Source organism: Promicromonospora sp. MEB111, from assembly GCF_030209445.1.
Classification (GTDB): Bacteria; Actinomycetota; Actinomycetes; order Actinomycetales; family Cellulomonadaceae; genus Promicromonospora.
The window spans coordinates 1-14,709 of sequence record NZ_JARVSD010000008.1; the positions used below are offsets into that span (position 1 = coordinate 1).

15 protein-coding genes are annotated in these 14,709 nt (G+C 73.0%); 7 read left to right on the top strand and 8 right to left on the bottom strand.

Features of this window, described 5'->3' with window-relative positions; genetic code table 11:
- Positions 1 to 371, bottom strand: a 371-nt coding sequence (locus QRN56_RS08835) for a hypothetical protein (RefSeq protein WP_285102491.1), incomplete at its 3' end; no start/stop codon positions are given.
- Between the two features lie 209 nt (positions 372 to 580).
- On the opposite strand from QRN56_RS08835, the gene QRN56_RS08840 reads away from it, so the two are divergent.
- Both QRN56_RS08840 and QRN56_RS08845 read left to right on the top strand, forming a co-directional pair.
- Positions 581 to 1,186 carry a cysteine hydrolase family protein gene (locus QRN56_RS08840; protein ID WP_285102492.1) on the top strand — a complete coding sequence of 202 codons (606 nt, stop codon included), beginning with the start codon at positions 581 to 583 and terminating at the stop codon, positions 1,184 to 1,186.
- Positions 1,183 to 2,145: a GlxA family transcriptional regulator gene (locus tag QRN56_RS08845; protein ID WP_285102494.1), complete on the top strand. Its 963-nt coding sequence runs from the start codon at positions 1,183 to 1,185 to the stop codon at positions 2,143 to 2,145. Before QRN56_RS08840 ends, QRN56_RS08845 begins: the two co-directional genes overlap by 4 nt.
- Before the next feature lie 12 nt (positions 2,146 to 2,157).
- On the opposite strand, the gene QRN56_RS08850 is transcribed toward QRN56_RS08845, so the two are convergent.
- Positions 2,158 to 2,958: an SDR family NAD(P)-dependent oxidoreductase gene (locus QRN56_RS08850; protein WP_285102495.1), complete on the bottom strand. Its 801-nt coding sequence runs from the start codon at positions 2,956 to 2,958 to the stop codon at positions 2,158 to 2,160.
- 86 nt (positions 2,959 to 3,044) lie between these two features.
- Here QRN56_RS08850 and QRN56_RS08855 point away from each other — a divergent pair, with 86 nt between their 5' ends.
- Positions 3,045 to 3,896, top strand: coding sequence for a helix-turn-helix transcriptional regulator (locus QRN56_RS08855; RefSeq protein WP_285102496.1), 852 nt, complete (start codon positions 3,045 to 3,047; stop codon positions 3,894 to 3,896).
- A 25-nt stretch (positions 3,897 to 3,921) separates the two neighbouring features.
- Here QRN56_RS08855 and QRN56_RS08860 read toward each other — a convergent pair whose 3' ends face one another.
- A complete protein-coding gene (locus QRN56_RS08860) occupies positions 3,922 to 4,308 on the bottom strand; it encodes a DUF1304 domain-containing protein (protein ID WP_285102497.1) in 387 nt (128 codons plus the stop codon).
- A 131-nt stretch (positions 4,309 to 4,439) separates the two neighbouring features.
- On the opposite strand from QRN56_RS08860, the gene QRN56_RS08865 reads away from it, so the two are divergent.
- The gene (locus tag QRN56_RS08865) at positions 4,440 to 5,465 is read left to right on the top strand and encodes an AraC family transcriptional regulator (RefSeq protein WP_285102499.1); all 1,026 of its coding nucleotides are present in this window, start codon (positions 4,440 to 4,442) and stop codon (positions 5,463 to 5,465) included.
- Here QRN56_RS08865 and QRN56_RS08870 read toward each other — a convergent pair.
- From QRN56_RS08870 to QRN56_RS08880, 3 genes are all read right to left on the bottom strand, one after another.
- A complete protein-coding gene (locus tag QRN56_RS08870; protein ID WP_285102501.1) occupies positions 5,364 to 6,542 on the bottom strand; it encodes an MFS transporter in 1,179 nt (392 codons plus the stop codon). The genes QRN56_RS08865 and QRN56_RS08870 overlap by 102 nt on opposite strands.
- Before the next feature lie 72 nt (positions 6,543 to 6,614).
- Positions 6,615 to 7,259, bottom strand: coding sequence for a DedA family protein (locus QRN56_RS08875; protein WP_285102502.1), 645 nt, complete (start codon positions 7,257 to 7,259; stop codon positions 6,615 to 6,617).
- A gap of 61 nt (positions 7,260 to 7,320) precedes the next feature.
- Positions 7,321 to 7,758, bottom strand: coding sequence for an Lrp/AsnC family transcriptional regulator (locus QRN56_RS08880; protein ID WP_285102503.1), 438 nt, complete (start codon positions 7,756 to 7,758; stop codon positions 7,321 to 7,323).
- 102 nt (positions 7,759 to 7,860) lie between these two features.
- Here QRN56_RS08880 and ddaH point away from each other — a divergent pair, with 102 nt between their 5' ends.
- The gene (gene ddaH / locus QRN56_RS08885) at positions 7,861 to 8,748 is read left to right on the top strand and encodes a dimethylargininase (protein ID WP_285102504.1); all 888 of its coding nucleotides are present in this window, start codon (positions 7,861 to 7,863) and stop codon (positions 8,746 to 8,748) included.
- Complete coding sequence (gene ocd, locus QRN56_RS08890) at positions 8,745 to 9,773, top strand: ornithine cyclodeaminase (protein ID WP_285102505.1); 1,029 nt, start codon at positions 8,745 to 8,747, stop codon at positions 9,771 to 9,773. The genes ddaH and ocd overlap by 4 nt, the downstream gene beginning before the upstream one ends.
- Positions 9,774 to 9,848: 75 nt before the next feature.
- Here ocd and QRN56_RS08895 read toward each other — a convergent pair whose 3' ends face one another.
- Complete coding sequence (locus QRN56_RS08895; RefSeq protein ID WP_285102506.1) at positions 9,849 to 11,351, bottom strand: M81 family metallopeptidase; 1,503 nt, start codon at positions 11,349 to 11,351, stop codon at positions 9,849 to 9,851.
- Entirely contained in the window at positions 11,348 to 12,622 is a 1,275-nt protein-coding gene (locus QRN56_RS08900; RefSeq protein ID WP_285102508.1) for an ROK family transcriptional regulator, read from the bottom strand. The genes QRN56_RS08895 and QRN56_RS08900 overlap by 4 nt, the downstream gene beginning before the upstream one ends.
- 275 nt (positions 12,623 to 12,897) lie before the next feature.
- On the opposite strand from QRN56_RS08900, the gene QRN56_RS08905 reads away from it, so the two are divergent.
- The gene (locus QRN56_RS08905; RefSeq protein WP_285102509.1) at positions 12,898 to 14,709 is read left to right on the top strand and encodes a peptide ABC transporter substrate-binding protein; all 1,812 of its coding nucleotides are present in this window, start codon (positions 12,898 to 12,900) and stop codon (positions 14,707 to 14,709) included.

The window sequence follows — 14,709 nt, forward strand, 5'->3', positions numbered from 1 at the left end:
CAGGAGATGATGTCCTGCCACCGCGCCGCGACATCCAGCAGCTCGGCGTCATCGGTGTCCGCCACCTCGACCCGCGTCAGGGCATCGACCAGAACCGCACCCACCGGCAGGCCGGCGAGTTCTGGCAGCGAGGCCAGATCCGCAGTCTCGGTCCGCCTGATCGGCGCGTCGACGAGATCGCTCACCGTCGCATGTGTGCTGAGCCCATGGCCCGGCCAGGTCACTGTGGCAGCCGGCAGGGATCCCTCGCCGCTCAGGGCCTGCGCGCTCCAGCACAGCGTGTGGAACGACGTCGTCGTGCCCGCGGGGGCCGCTGGCAGCGCGGCGAGGGCGCGCTCGACGGTGGTTGCGGGGCTGCCTGTTGTCTCCACCCTGGCTCCCTTCGCCGATGAACTAGGAGAACAAGATGTCCTTGCGTCGAATATATGTTCGATATGGAGCTACCGCACCCCCAGGTCCAGATCTGTGGACAACCTCGGCCGTCGGCAACCGAGCGGCCCACCGGCCGTGACCGGATCCGTCCGCCCCACGACCTGATCCAGCCTCCCGCACGGGCCGCGCCGGGGACCAGACTGGGGTCATGAGCAGAGCACTGATCGTCATCGACGTCCAGGAGTCCTTCCGCGTGCGGCCGCTGTGGGCCGAGACCCTCAACTCTGGCGTCGCGGAACCCGTCAACCGGCTGGTCGACCTCGCCCGCGCGGCCGGCGACCTCGTCGTCTGGGTGCTGCACACCGAGCCGGGGTCGGGCAACCCGTTCGACCCCGCGACCGGACACGTCCGCCTGTTCGAGGAGCTGAACGAGCCCCTGCCCGGCGAGCCGCTGCTGCGCAAGACCTCGCACAACGCCTTCACCACCACCAACCTCCAGCAGATCCTCACCACCCACGGCGTGGGCGAGCTGCGGATCTGCGGCATCCGGGCGGAGCAGTGCGTGGAGACCACCACACGCGTCGCCTCCGACCTCGGCTACGACGTGACGTTCGTCAGCGACGCGACCACGACCGACCCGCTGGGCCGGTTCAGCGCCGCCGACATCCTCGAGCGCACCGAGACCGTGCTCCGTGACCGGTTCGCGCGCATCGCGACCGTCGCCGAGCTCGAGTCCGAGGACCAGGGCGAGTCCGAGGACAAGGCCGGGACCGAGTCCACGGCACAGGCCGAGGTGGCAGCATCGACGGCGTGACCACCGTCGTCTTCCTGCTCCTGCCCGGGGTCCACCTGCTCGACCTGGCGGGCCCCGCGCAGGCGTTCTTCACGGCCGGGGACTTCGGCCACCGCTACGACCTGCGGTACGTCTCCGGCGCCCCGGCCGAGGCCAGCGCGCCCGGTGGCACCCCGAGCGGCACCGCGCCCGACGCCGTCACGGTCGCCTCCGCGCAAGGCCTCCCCCTGGTCGCGGGCACCGACTGGCCGGCGCTCGGCCCGGACGACCTCGTCGTCGTCCCCGGGTGGCGCGTGGGCGACGACCCGCAGGCCTGGCCCCGCCTGACCTCCCGGACGCGCGAGCGGCTCCGCGCCCACCACGCGGCGGGCGGCACCGTGGCCAGCGTGTGCGCGGGCTCGGACGTCCTCGGCCAGGCGGGGCTGCTCGACGGCCGGCGCTGCACCACGCACCACGCCGTCCAGGATGCGCTGGCGGCGCGGCACCCGCGGGCGCACGTGGTGCGGGACGTCCTGTTCACCACCGACGACGGCGTGGTCACCTCCGCGGGCATCGCCAGCGGCATCGACCTCTCGCTGCACCTCCTCGCCATGCGGCACGGCCCGGCGCTGGCCGCCCGCGTGGCCCGGGAGATGGTCGTGTACGCCCGCCGGAACGGGACGGAGCCGCAGGCCAGCGCGATGCTGCGGCACCGGTCGCACGTGGACGACACGGTGCACCGGGCCCAGGACCACATCGACGAGCACTTCGCGCGGACCTTGCCGCTCGCCGACCTGGCCGCGCGGGCCGGCGTCGCCGAGCGCACGCTGACCAGGGCGTTCACCCGGGCCACCGGCGTCACGCCCCTGCGCTACCAGCAGCTGCTGCGGCGCGAGCGCGCCGAGCACCTCATCGGGCAGGGAGCCACGGTGGAGTCCGCCGCGCGGACCGTCGGCTTCGAGGACTCCCGGTCGCTGCGTCGCCTCCGTGAGACCCGCTGACGGCGGCACCGATCAGGCGCCCGCGCCGCCGTCGACCTGGAGCACGGCGCCCGTGACGTAGGACGCGCGGTCGCTGAGCAGCCAGGCCGCGGCCTCGGCGATCTCCTCGGGCCGGGCACCACGGCGCAGCGGGATGCCGGGGGCGAGCTGGTCCATCAGTCCGGGCGTGTACTCCTCCCAGGTCTGGATCATCCGCGTGTGGGTGCCGCCGGGGGAGACGGCGTTGACCCGGATGCCCTCCGGTCCGTAGTTCACGGCCGCGGACTCGGTGAGGCTGTTCAGGCCCCGCTTCATCGCACCGTAGGCGGGCAGCACGGGGTTGGCCCGCAGGCTGCCGATGCTGGTGTTGTTGACGATCGCACCCCGGCCCGCGGTCGCCCGGATCGCCGCGATCTCGGCCACCATCGACAGCCACGGCCCGCGGAGGTTCACCGCGTAGAGGTGGTCGAAGTCGGCCTCGGAGACCTGGTCCAGCGGTGCGGGCTCCGTGAACGCGGCGCCGTTGTTGAAGGCGACGTCGAGGCGGCCGTAACGCTCGACCGCCCGGTCGACGGCGGCGCGCACGCTGCCGGCGTCGGCCAGGTCGGCCACGGCGTGGTCCGCCGTGCCGCCCGCCGCCCGGACCTCGTCGGCTACGGCACCGAGCTCTGACTCCGTGCGCGCCGTGAGGAAGACCGCGGCGCCCTCCCGGGCGAAGAGGTGGGCCGCGGCGGCACCGATACCCCGCCCGGCTCCGGTGATGAAGGCGACCTTGCCGGCGAGCAGGCCGGCCCCGGTCGTCGTGGTGGTTGCTCGTGTGGTCGATTCGCTCATGCCGACGAGCGTGCGCCGGCTGCCGAGGGCCATCCAGGCATCGCGGGTACCTGGCTACGGCCATGCCGCCTGCCCATACTCGGGGTATGGACAGAGCCGAGCTCGCGACGTTCCTGCGGTCCAGGCGCGAGCGCATCGCGCCGGCCGACGTCGGGCTGCCCGCAGGGCAGCGGCGTCGGACGCCGGGGCTGCGCCGCGAGGAGGTGGCGCAGCTCGCGTTCATCTCGACCGAGTACTACACCCGCCTCGAACAGGCGCGCGGCCCGCACCCGTCGCGGGAGGTGCTGTCCGGGCTGGTCCGGGCGCTGCGCCTGTCCGACGCCGAGCGTGACCACCTGCACGACCTCGCGGACGTGCCGCCGGGTCTGCCGTCGGGTCCGCCGCGCGAGGTGCGGCAGAGCATCCTGGACCTCCTGCACCGGCTGCCCTTGTCGGCGGCGTTCGTGACGTCGGCAGCGCAGGAGGTGCTCGCCTGGAACCAGCTCGCGGCGGCACTCATGGAGGACTTCTCGGCGACGCCGCGGCGCGAGCGCAACCTGTTGCGGCGGGCGTTCCTGACCACCGACGCGGACGAGCGACGGCTGTTCGGGGTCTTGGACCTGGACGAGTTCCAGCAGGCCTCGGCCCGCCGGCTGCGCACCGCGCTCGCCCGCTACCCCGACGACCCCGAGCTCGCCGCGCTCCTGGAGGAGCTCCTGCGCGGCAGCGACCGGTTCGCCCGGCTGTGGGCCGCGGGGGACGTGCAGGTGGCGCCGGTGCTGCGCAAGACGTTCCGGCACCCGCTGGTCGGCCCGGTGACCGTCAACTGCGACGCGCTCGACATCGCCGACCGGGACCAGCACGTGGTGATCTACACCGCCGACCCAGGATCGTCATCGGAGGAGGCGCTCCGGCTGCTGTCGGTGCTCGGCACGCAGCGGATGGACGTGACGGCCTGAGCGCGCAGGGCCTCGGGGGACGCCGTTAGACCAGCAGCCCGATGACCACGGCGACCACGCCCAGCAGCGGGACCACGCCCTGCTTGAGCGCGGCGCTGCTCTTGCTCGGGTCCGAGACGATCAGCACGAGCGACGCCGCGACCATGGAGCCCGCGCCCGCCAGCACGAGCGCGGAGCCCGCCGCCGTCGACCCGGTGGCCGTCAGGACGATGCCCACCGCCGTGACGATCGCGAGAAACAGGTTGTAGTACCCCTGGTTCAGGGCGAGCGGCCTGGTCACCTCGGCCTCCTCGGCGCTCATCCCGAAGGTCGCGAGGGTGCGCTTCTCGGTCCAGGCGAAGGACTCCAGGTAGAAGATGTAGACGTGGATGAGTGCCGCGACACCCGCGAGCACAAGTCCGGCGATCAGCAAGGTGGTGCCCTTCGTTCCCTGGTCCGGGCGCGGGTCGCGGCCGGGTGATCGGCAGTATGTCAGCACCCCGCCCGGCCGGCCCCGGGAATAGCCGGCGCGTCCAGATGGCTCCGTCTCGTATGGAGTGGGAGATGACGACGCTGACGCGCGAGCGGCTGTCCGCCGGTGACGTGCGGTCCCGGCCGGGCGCCCTGTGGGCCGTCGTGCTGGCCGGCGCGGCCACGCTGGAGACCGCCGGCGCCCGCCACCGGGTCCTGGCGGGCGACGCGGTGCTCGTCGACGCCCGGACCGCGCACCGGCTCGTGGCCGACGACGAGACCGACCTGGTGCACGGCGACCTGCGGCCCGCGGTCCCGTCCGCGGCGCTGCCGAGCCCGCTGGTCGTCCGCGGGTTCGACCAGCGGCAGCGCGGCGTCGTCGCGCTCGTGACCGCGTGCCCGCTCGACGCGATCTCCAGCCCGGCCCCGTTCGCCGCGAGCTACGCGGGCCTGGTCGGGGCGGCGATGGCGGCGCTGTGGCACGAGACCGTGACGCCCGCTGGCAGCGCCGGCGGAGCTGCCGGCGGAAGCGCCGGCGCGGGAGCCGCGGGGACGGGCATCGCCGTCGCCACTGCCGACACTCAGGTCGCCGACGTCGTCGCGGCGCTCGCGGACCGTCCCGGCGAGCCGTGGACCCTCGACCGGATGGCGGCGCTGGTGCACCTGTCGCGCTCGGCGCTGACCGAGCGCTTCCGCCGGGCCACCGGGCACAGCCCGATGCAGATGCTGCGGGAGGTGCGCATGCACCGGGCGCGCACGCTCCTGATCGACCGGTGCCTGCCGGTCACGCGCGTCGCGTTCGAGGTGGGCTACGGCTCGGTCGCGGCGTTCAGCCGGGCGTTCACGTCCGACCACGGCCTCTCGCCGCTGGCGTGGCGGGCCGGGCCGGACCAGGCGGCGTCGTCCGCCGCCTGGACCGGCCCGAACACGAACCAGGCCCAGCTTTCGGCCCGGACCCGGACCCCGACACGGCCCCGTCAGGCCCGGCCGTGGGTCCCGTCGGCCCCGCTCGGCCCGTCAGGTGCGGGGTACCCGCAGGAACGCCCAGCCGAGTCCCGCCGCGACCGCGGCGGCCGCCCCGACCAGCATCAGCGGCCGGACGCCGTGCCCGTCCAGTAGCACGCCGCCCAGCGACGAACCGGCCGTGATGGCGATCTGGAACGCGGTGACCTGCAAGGACATCGCCGACTCGGCCCGCTCCGGCTCCACCCGCGTGACCCAGAGCTGCGTGATCACCGGCACCATGCTGATCGAGAAGCCCCACAGCACCACCGCCACGGCCAGCACGGGCACCGACGAGGCGAACGCCGTCAGCACCAGGCCCGCGGCCAGAGCGACCGGGGCCGCGGCCGCCAGCGGCCGCAGCCACCGCGCGAGCACCCCGGCGAGCACCGTGCCCACCGTGCCGCCGATGCCCCAGGCCAGCAGCATCCACGTGGTGGCGGCGGGGTCCACCCGCTCGATGGCGATGCGGATGTACGGGTAGGCGGTGAAGTTGGCGAAGGCGACCAGCACCACGCAGCCGATGCCGGCCATCAGCCGCCCGTTGCGCAGCGCCTCGCGGAGCATCCGCAGGCCCGCGGTCGGGTGCGGCGGCACCGAGGGCAGGCTCAGGCCGAGCACGACGGCGCCGAGCGCGGTGAGGACGGCGACGCCCCCGAACGTCGTCCGCCAGCCGACGGCGTCACCCACCACGGAGGCCAGCGGGATGCCGACGACGGTCGCGATGCTGGTGCCGAACGCCAGGGCGGACGAGACCACGTGGTCCTTGCCGGGCACGGCCCGGGTGCCGGCGCCGAAGGCGAACGACCAGTAGCCGGCGAGCGCGATGCCGAGCAGGAGCCGGCCGAGCAGCAGCACGGCGAAGCTGGGCGCGAGGGCGACCGCGAGGTTGGACACCGCCGCCGCGACGAGCAGCGCGACCAGCACGGTGCGCCGGTCCGCCCGGGGGAGCAGCACCGCGATGCTCGGTGCGGTGAAGGCCCCGGCGACGGCCGTGGCGGCCACGGCCAGCCCGGCCGTCCCCTCGCTCACGCCGACGTCGGCCGCCAGCGCGGGCAGCACGCTCGCCGGCAGGAACTCGCTCAGGACCACCATCGCGATCCCGAAGGAGAGGGCCACGACGGGTGTCCAGGTCGGGTTGCCCGACGGCGGGGCCGCAGCGGCGTCGCGCTGCGTGGTGGTGGTTGTGCTCATGGGAACCACCCTGAGCGCCCGCCGCGCCGTCCGGTTGATCGTGCGGCGGGTGCTGTTGACCGGACGGCGCGACTACTCGACCTCGGCCGGGCGGCGGTCCGCGCGGTCGTGGCGCCACGCGCGGATGCCCGCGACGACCGACGCCGCGATGACCACGCCCGCCACGACGTACGCGACGGGGCGCACCGACGGGTCCGACGCCGCGTAGTAGCCGAGCACCGTGATGAGCACGCCCCAGCTCACCGCGCCGAAGATGTTCGCGGTGAGGAACCGCAGGTAGGACATCCCGCCGATGCCCGCGATGACCGGCACGAACACGCGCGCCCAGGGCATGTACCGGCCGATCACCACCGACCACCAGCCGAACAGCTCGTAGAACCGCTCGGTGCGCACCACGGTGGCCTGCACCCAGCGGCCCTTGCGGGTGCTCAGGTACGGCCGCCCGTACTTCCGGCCGAGCAGGAACGCGACCTGGTCGCCCGCCACCGCGGCGACGCCGACGCCGATCGCGAGCACCCAGATGTCGATCCGGTCGGTGCTCCCGGCCACGATCCCCGCACCGAACAGCAGCCCGTCCCCGGTGAGGAACGGGATGAAGACGCCGACGAAGAACGCCGTGCCGACGAACACCAGGCCCCAGACGACCAGGTAGAAGGCGAGGGGTCCGAGCACGTCGAGCCAGCCGGCGACGTCGTCCGAGACGGCGGTCCTGATCATCGAGGGCGTCCTCCGGTGCCGTGGGGGAAGCGTTGGTGAGGACAGCCTAAGCTGCGCCGCCTCACGCGCCGGGCCGGTCCACCACCCGGGACATCACCAGCGCCGTGCGGGTCTTGACCACGTGCGTGACGGTCCGGATGCGCTCCACGGTGCGCTCGATCTCCTCCATGCTCGTGGCCATGACGTGCACGATCGCGTCGGCGTCGCCGGTCACGGTCGAGACGCGCACCACCTCGGGGATGGGCGCGAAGTCGCGCTCCAGCACCTTGGGTGACACGATCCCGGAGCAGAAGATCTCGACGTAGCCCTCCAGGATCCAGCCCATCGCCTGCGGGTCCACCCGCACGGTGAAGCCGGCGATCTCCCCGCGGGCGAGCATGAGGTCGACCCGGCGCTTCACGGCGGGCGCCGAGAGCCCCACCACGCTGCCGACCTCCTGGTACGTGGCACGCCCGTCGCGCAGCAGCTCGCCGACGATCGCCCGGTTCACGGCATCCATGAACGAATCGTTCAATACGCGCTGCGATTGCGCAAGAATCCGCGCCTGGATACGCAACGGATGACTGCCTGTTGTGAATCGGTCCGGCCGTAATCTCGCGCCATGACGCAGACCACCGCGCAGCGGACCGCCACGCCGCGGCACTACCTCATGTGCCCGCCCACGTACTTCGACGTCGTCTACGCCATCAACCCGTGGATGGACCCGTCCTCTCCCGTCGACACCGCCAAGGCCCTCGCCCAGTGGGAGGCCCTGCGTGACGCCTACGAGGCGCGCGGTCACAAGGTCGACCTCATCGAGCCCGAGCCCGGCCTGCCCGACATGGTCTACGCGGCCAACGGCGGCATCGTCGTGGGCGGACGGGCACTCGCCGCCCGCTTCACCTACCCGGAGCGCGCGGCCGAGGGCCCGGCGTACGACCGCTGGTTCGGCACGCCCGCCGCCGACGGCTACCGCCGCCTCGGCGAGTCGGCCGAGATCATGGAGGGCGAGGGCGACCTGCTGACGATCGGCAAGCTGCTGCTCGCCGGCACCGGCTTCCGCACCACGCCCGCCGGCCACGCCGAGGTGGCCGAGCGGCTGGAGCTCGCGGAGCAGGGCATGGAGCTGGTGCCGCTGGAGCTCGTCGACCCGCGCTACTACCACCTCGACACCGCGCTCTCGGTGCTCGACGACGGCGCCGTCTCCGGCGAGACCGTCGTGGCCTACCACCCCGAGGCGTTCAGCCCGGCCGCGCAGGAGACGCTGCGCACCCTGTTCCCCGACGCGATCCTGGTCGGCGCCGACGACGCCGCCGTCCTGGGCCTGAACGTCGTGTCCGACGGCCTGAACGTGTTCCTCAGCGACCGCGCCCGCGACTACGCCGACGCGCTCAAGGAGCGCGGCTTCGTGCCCGTGGGCATCGACCTGTCCGAGATCTTCAAGGGCGGTGGCTCGGTCAAGTGCTGCACGCTCGAGCTGCGTCCCGCCACCACCGAGGAGACCCGATGACCACCGTCCCGTACCTCGACGTCGCCGCCACCGCCCGCTGGGTCGCCCGCCGCGGCCCCGAGGCCGCCATCGCCGCGCTGACCGACGCGCTGGACCGCGACTTCGCGCGCTGGCCCGAGCTCGACAAGCGCCCGCGCATCGCGTCGCACTCGGAGCACGGCGTCATCGAGCTCATGCCCACCTCCGACGCCGAGACCTACGGCTTCAAGCTGGTCAACGGCCACCCGCTCAACCCGGCCAACGGCTTCCAGACGGTCACCGCGATCGGCATGCTGGCCGACGTCGGCAACGGGTACCCGACGTTCCTCGCCGAGATGACGCTGCTCACCGCCCTGCGCACGGCGGCGACGTCGGCCCTGGCCGCGCGCTACCTGGCCCCGGCGAACTCGCGCACGCTCGCCCTCATCGGCTGCGGCTCGCAGGCCGAGTTCCAGGCCCTCGGCATGCGCGCCGAGCTCGGCATCGAGACGCTCCGCGTCTTCGACGTCGACCGCGACGCGATGGAGAAGCTGGCGAAGCACGCCAAGGCGCTCGGCTTCGACGTCGTCCTGGCGGACGACGCCGCCGACGCCGTGCGCGGCGCCGACGTCATCACCACGTGCACCGCCGACAAGCAGAACGCGACCGTGCTGCACGACGTCGACGTGACCGGCGGCGTCTTCATCAACGCGATCGGCGGTGACTGCCCGGGCAAGACCGAGCTGGACCCGGCGATCGTCGCCCGGGCGAGCGTGTTCGTCGAGCTCCCGGAGCAGACCCGCATCGAGGGCGAGATCCAGCGCCAGGCCGCGGACTTCCCGGTGACCGAGCTGTGGCAGGTCGTCACGGGCGCGGCGCAGGGCCGCCGGAGCCAGGACGAGCTGATCGTGTGGGACTCCGTCGGCTTCGCCGTCGAGGACTGGACCGCGCTGAAGTTCGTGCTGGAGGACGTGACGGCGAACGCGCCGGAGCTGCTCCAGCACCTGGACCTCATCGCGGAGCCGGAGAACCCGAAGGACCTGTTCTCCCTGGTCGCGGACGCCTGACCCCGCGACCTCGTTGAGTGCTGGATATTCGCCCTTCTGGCACACAGAAAAGGGCGAATATCCAGCACTCAACGGTCAGAGGAGTTCGGCGTGGAGCGGTGGTTCCGCGCCGAAGGTGTGGAACGGGTGGGTCGGGACCGTCAGGCGGTGGTGGCCCAGGCGGAGCAGGTCCTGGTCCACGCCGCCCGGGGTGAGCATGAGCATCCAGTCGGCCGCCATGTCGTACAGCTCGGGCTCCAGGTAGCCGATCTTCACCACGACGACGTCGGTGCCGCGCGGGTCCAGGCCGATCGTCGTGAAGTCGCTCTCCAGGTGGTACGGCTTGCGGCGCTCGGTGAGGATCACGCGCAGCCCGCCCACGCGTACGACGGCGACGATGCCGGCGTCGGGGTCGCCCTCGCTCACGTGCTCGACCACGCCCGTCAGGCGGACCGGCCCGTGCGGGCCGTCGTCGACCCGGGCGCCGGCCTCGACGTCGACCGCCGCGCCGGGACCGGCCGACGCGAACGTCGCGGCCACGGACCGCGCCGCCGCGGCGTCCGGCAGCGAGGCGTAGATCGCGGTGCTCCCGCCCTCCTCGGCCGGACGGGCGAAGGCCGGCTCCGCGAGGAGCCGCGCGAGCGTCCACGTGACGTCGCCCGCGCCGCCCGCAGTGGGGTTGTCGCCCGAGTCCGACAGGAAGTACGGCCGCGCGTCGCTCGTCAGGGCGGTCGCCACGCACTGGTCGTACGGGGCGGCGGGCGCGACGAACGCGAAGTCGTCGCGCGCGTCCCAGTACTGCCGGGCGAGCTGCTCGGCCTCGCGCACGATCACCTCCTCGTCGTCGCCCGTGACGACGACGGCGGCGCGGCAGCTCGGCTCGTCGGCCCACGCGTACCCGACCCAGAGCGCGGCGTCGACGACGCCCGGCAGGCCGGCCACGCGGGCGACGTCGGCGTAGATCGACGCCGCGGGCTCGATGCGGGTGCTGGTCTTCTCGCCCGGCAGCAGCACGGGGACCTGGAGCCAGGCCTTCTTCGGCGCGCCGCCCGCGCGGAGCCGCGCGAGCAGGTTGGTCGCGGCGCGCTCGCGGGTCTCCCAGGCGTCCTCGTGCGGGGCCATGCGGTAGCAGGTGATCAGGTCGCTGGCCTGGGCCAGCTCGCGCGGCACGTTGCCGTGCAGGTCCATCGTGGTGCTGATCAGCGTCCGGGGGCCGACGACGGCGCGCACCGCCGCCGCGAGGTCGGACTCGGCGTCGTCCCGGCCCACCACGGTCATCGCGCCGTGGATGTCGAGCAGCAGGCCGTCGTACGGCCCGTGCTCCGCCTGCTGGTCGCGCAGGGTCGCCACGATCTCGTCGCGCACCGACTCGTAGACCTCGGCGGGCACGGCTCCGCCGGGCAGTGACCGGGCGTGCAGCACGCCGGTCCACTCGGCGGCGTCGCGCAGGGGAGCGCCGTCGGCGAGGAACGGGTAGTGCTTCACCAGCTCGTCGCCGCGGCGCAGGGTGAAGGCCTCCCACCCGGAGCGGTGCGGGGAGAACGTGCTGGACTCGATCGACATGCCGGCGATCGCGACCCGCGGGCGGGGGTTGGTCATCGTGGTCCTTCCGACGCTGTGGGAGAAGGTGATGGGGACGGAGCAGGAGACGGCGTGGTGGTGAAGGCGTGCGGGACGAGCGCGTCCTCCAGCAGGCGGCCCACGCCCACGAGGTTCGCGTCGGCGCCCAGCCCGGACGGCGCGATCACGAGGTCGCGGGTCATCAGAGGGTGGGCGCCCTCGTAGATCTGGCTGCGGATCGCCGAGACGAACGGCTCCAAGGTCGACAGCGCGCCGCCCAGGTACACGGCGCCGGGGTTGAAGAAGTTGACCACCGTGCACAGCGCCGCGCCGAGGTGCCGGCCCGCGGTGCGGGTCAGCGTGGTCGCCACGGGTTCGGCGTCGCGCACCAGGGCGAGGACGTCGGCCGTCCCCGCGACGTCGTACCCCTGCTCGTTCAGCTGCCGCACCAGGGCGGCGCCCGAGGCCACCGTCTCCAGGCAGCCGCGGTTGCCGCAGGTGCACGGGGTGTCGCCGCCGGCGGGGATGCGGGTGTGCGTGATGTCGCCCGCCGCGCCGCCCGCGCCGCGGTAGAGCCGGTCGTCGACCAGGATCCCGGCCCCGATCGCGCTGCCCGCCTTGACGGAGACGGAGTGCCGGGTGCGCCGGGCGTGCCCGAAGTGCTCGCCGACCGCCATCGCGTTGGCGTCGTTCTCGACGACGGCGGGCACGCCGAGCGCGTCCTCCAGCCAGGAGCCGACGTCGAACCCCGACCAGCCGGGCATCCGCGACGGGCTGTCCAGGGCGCGCTGCGCGACATCGACGGGCCCCGGCAGGGAGATGCCGACGCCGAGCAGGCGGCCGCCGGGCGCTGTGCCACTGCCGGTCCCGCCGCTGCCGGATCCGATGCCGTCGGGCGCGGCGACCGTCGCGGCCAGCTCGCGCAAAGCGGCCGTGACCTGCGCCAGGACCGGCTCGGGGCCGTCGCCGATCGCGAGGGCGACCTCCGTGGTCGTGGCCAGCTCGCCGCCGTGCCGCAGGATGCCGAGCCGGGCGTGCGTGCCGCCCACGTCGACCACGCCGAGGTAGCCGGTGCTGCCGGGCACGCGCAGGGCGCGGGGCCGCCGTCCGCCGCTGGACTCGCCCTCGCCGGTCTCCTCCAGCGCGCCGGCGGCGAGCATCGCCTGCACCCGTTGCGAGACGGTGGACGGCGCGATGCCGAGCGACTCGGCGATCTCCTTGCGCGAGCGGGCGCGGCCGCTCGACACGAGCACGAGGATCTCCCGCTCGAGCCGCGGGGCGGCGACTCGGGGACGCGTGGGCTGGGGCACGGGCCTCCTCCAGGCTGGGTGCGGAACGCGGACGTGGGTGCCGAACTTTTTGCGAGATGTGGAACAAGTTCCGGGCACGAGTCTGCACCACGTTCGTGTCGATCCGGGCAGGCCCGCCTTTTTGCGGGGCCGAATTAACAGTCTTGTTACGGCTTTCGCATAGATCCGGGAAACTTGGTACGTCTACGGTGCTCCATTATTCGGCTGGCGAAACAAGTGCCTCCGGGTCGCACAGGCCCCCGGCGTCGTCAGCCCCGCAGACCAAGGAGACCCAGATGCGCACCACGCATGCCGGACGGGCCGCACGGCTGGCCGTCGGCGCGGCCGCCGCCGTCGCCCTCCTCGCCGGATGCTCGACGTCCTCCGGTGCGGACACGTCCGCCGCCCGAACCGACGTGAACTACGCCCTGCCCGCCAACGCGACCCCCAACTGGATCGTGCCGCTGGGCATCGCGGGCAAGCTCGCGACCCACAACTCCGCCATCATGCGCACCCTCTGGGAGCCGCTGGTGGCCTACGACGGCTCCGAGGGAGAGGTGGGGCGCGTGGCGAGCGCCGATCTCGCCGACGAGATCACCTTCTCCGACGACTCCCGCACCGTGACGATCACGCTCGACGACGACCGCACCTGGAGCGACGGCGAGCCCGTCACCTCGGCGGACGTGAAGTTCTGGTTCGACCTCGTGAAAGCGAACACGGACGTCTGGGCCAGCTACTCCGAGGGCCGCATGCCCGACAACGTCACCGAGGTGGCCACGCCCGACGAGAAGACCGTCGAGCTGACGTTCGACAAGGTCTACAACCCGGAGTGGCTGCAGGCCTCCCAGCTGACGCTCGTGGTGCCGCTGCCGTCCCACGCCTGGGCCAAGACCGCCGACGACGAGGAGCCCGACCCCGCGCTCGCCGAGACGGAGGAGGGCGCCAAGGCGATCTTCGACTACCTCGTGACGCAGAGCGAGGACCTGGGCACCTACGAGTCCAACCCGCTGTGGCAGACCATCAACGGCCCGTACTCCCTGACCGGGTTCACGGACAGCGGCCAGGTCGAGCTCACGAAGAACGAGAAGTACGACGGCGACGACGCCGCCTCGATCACCACCGTCAACCTGCTGCCGTACACGTCGACCGACGCCGAGGTGAATGCGGTGCGGTCCGGCGCCGTGGACTACGGGTACATCCCCACGACCGGCCTGGACGCGCCCGAGCAGTACGAGTCGCTCGGCTACGCCGTCGAGCCGTGGGCGGGCTGGTCCATCACCTACCTGCCGTACAACTTCAACCACCCCGAGCTGGGGCCCGTCTACCGCCAGCTCTACGTGCGCCAGGCGCTGCAGCACCTCGTGGACCAGGAGCAGATCTCCGACGTCATCTGGAAGGGCGCGGCGCTGCCCGGCTACGGCCCCGTGCCGCAGAACCCCGAGAGCGACTTCCTCTCCGAGGAGCAGAAGACCAACCCGTACCCGTTCGACCCCGAGGCAGCGGCCACGCTGCTGGCCGACCACGGCTGGACCGCCGGGCCCGACGGCGTGCTGGAGTGCACCAGCCCGGGCGACGGCGACGACGAGTGCGGCGCCGACATCGAGAAGGGCCAGCAGCTCGCGATCACCATCCTGACGCAGAGCGGCTCGGCCGAGACCGACAACATGTTCGCCGAGATCAAGTCCACGTTCGAGCAGTCCGGCGTGGGCGTGACCATCGAGAGCGCGCCGCTGAACACGGTGCTGTCCTCCATCGCCCCGTGCACCGCCGACCAGCCGGACTGCGACTGGGAGCTGCCGTTCTTCGGCACCGCGGGCAGCTGGTACTTCGGCGGCTACCCGAGCGGCGAGCGCGTGTTCGGCACGGGCGCGGCGTCCAACTTCGGCTCCTACTCGGACGACGAGCTCGACACCCTCATGCACGACTCCACCGAGAGCACCGATCCGTCGGTCATGCAGGAGTACTCGGCGTTCGGCGCCGAGAACCTGCCGGTCATGTGGCTGCCCAACCCCGTCTACCAGGTCTCCGTGATCAAGGACGGGCTGGAGGGCACCACGCAGGACCCGCTCGCCAGCTTCCACCCGCAGCGCTGGAGCTGGGCCGGCTGA

Excerpts from the sequence above, each read along its gene's own strand:
- QRN56_RS08850 (WP_285102495.1), bottom strand. The coding sequence starts at position 2,958 with ATGAGCGAATCGACCACACGAGCAACCACCACGACGACCGGGGCCGGC.
- QRN56_RS08870 (WP_285102501.1), bottom strand. The coding sequence starts at position 6,542 with ATGAGCACAACCACCACCACGCAGCGCGACGCCGCTGCGGCCCCGCCG.
- QRN56_RS08865 (WP_285102499.1), top strand. The coding sequence starts at position 4,440 with ATGACGACGCTGACGCGCGAGCGGCTGTCCGCCGGTGACGTGCGGTCC.
- QRN56_RS08880 (WP_285102503.1), bottom strand. The coding sequence starts at position 7,758 with ATGGATGCCGTGAACCGGGCGATCGTCGGCGAGCTGCTGCGCGACGGG.
- QRN56_RS08895 (WP_285102506.1), bottom strand. The coding sequence starts at position 11,351 with ATGACCAACCCCCGCCCGCGGGTCGCGATCGCCGGCATGTCGATCGAG.
- QRN56_RS08905 (WP_285102509.1), top strand. The coding sequence starts at position 12,898 with ATGCGCACCACGCATGCCGGACGGGCCGCACGGCTGGCCGTCGGCGCG.
- QRN56_RS08875 (WP_285102502.1), bottom strand. The coding sequence starts at position 7,259 with ATGATCAGGACCGCCGTCTCGGACGACGTCGCCGGCTGGCTCGACGTG.
- QRN56_RS08840 (WP_285102492.1), top strand. The coding sequence starts at position 581 with ATGAGCAGAGCACTGATCGTCATCGACGTCCAGGAGTCCTTCCGCGTG.
- QRN56_RS08855 (WP_285102496.1), top strand. The coding sequence starts at position 3,045 with ATGGACAGAGCCGAGCTCGCGACGTTCCTGCGGTCCAGGCGCGAGCGC.
- ocd (WP_285102505.1), top strand. The coding sequence starts at position 8,745 with ATGACCACCGTCCCGTACCTCGACGTCGCCGCCACCGCCCGCTGGGTC.
- ddaH (WP_285102504.1), top strand. The coding sequence starts at position 7,861 with ATGACGCAGACCACCGCGCAGCGGACCGCCACGCCGCGGCACTACCTC.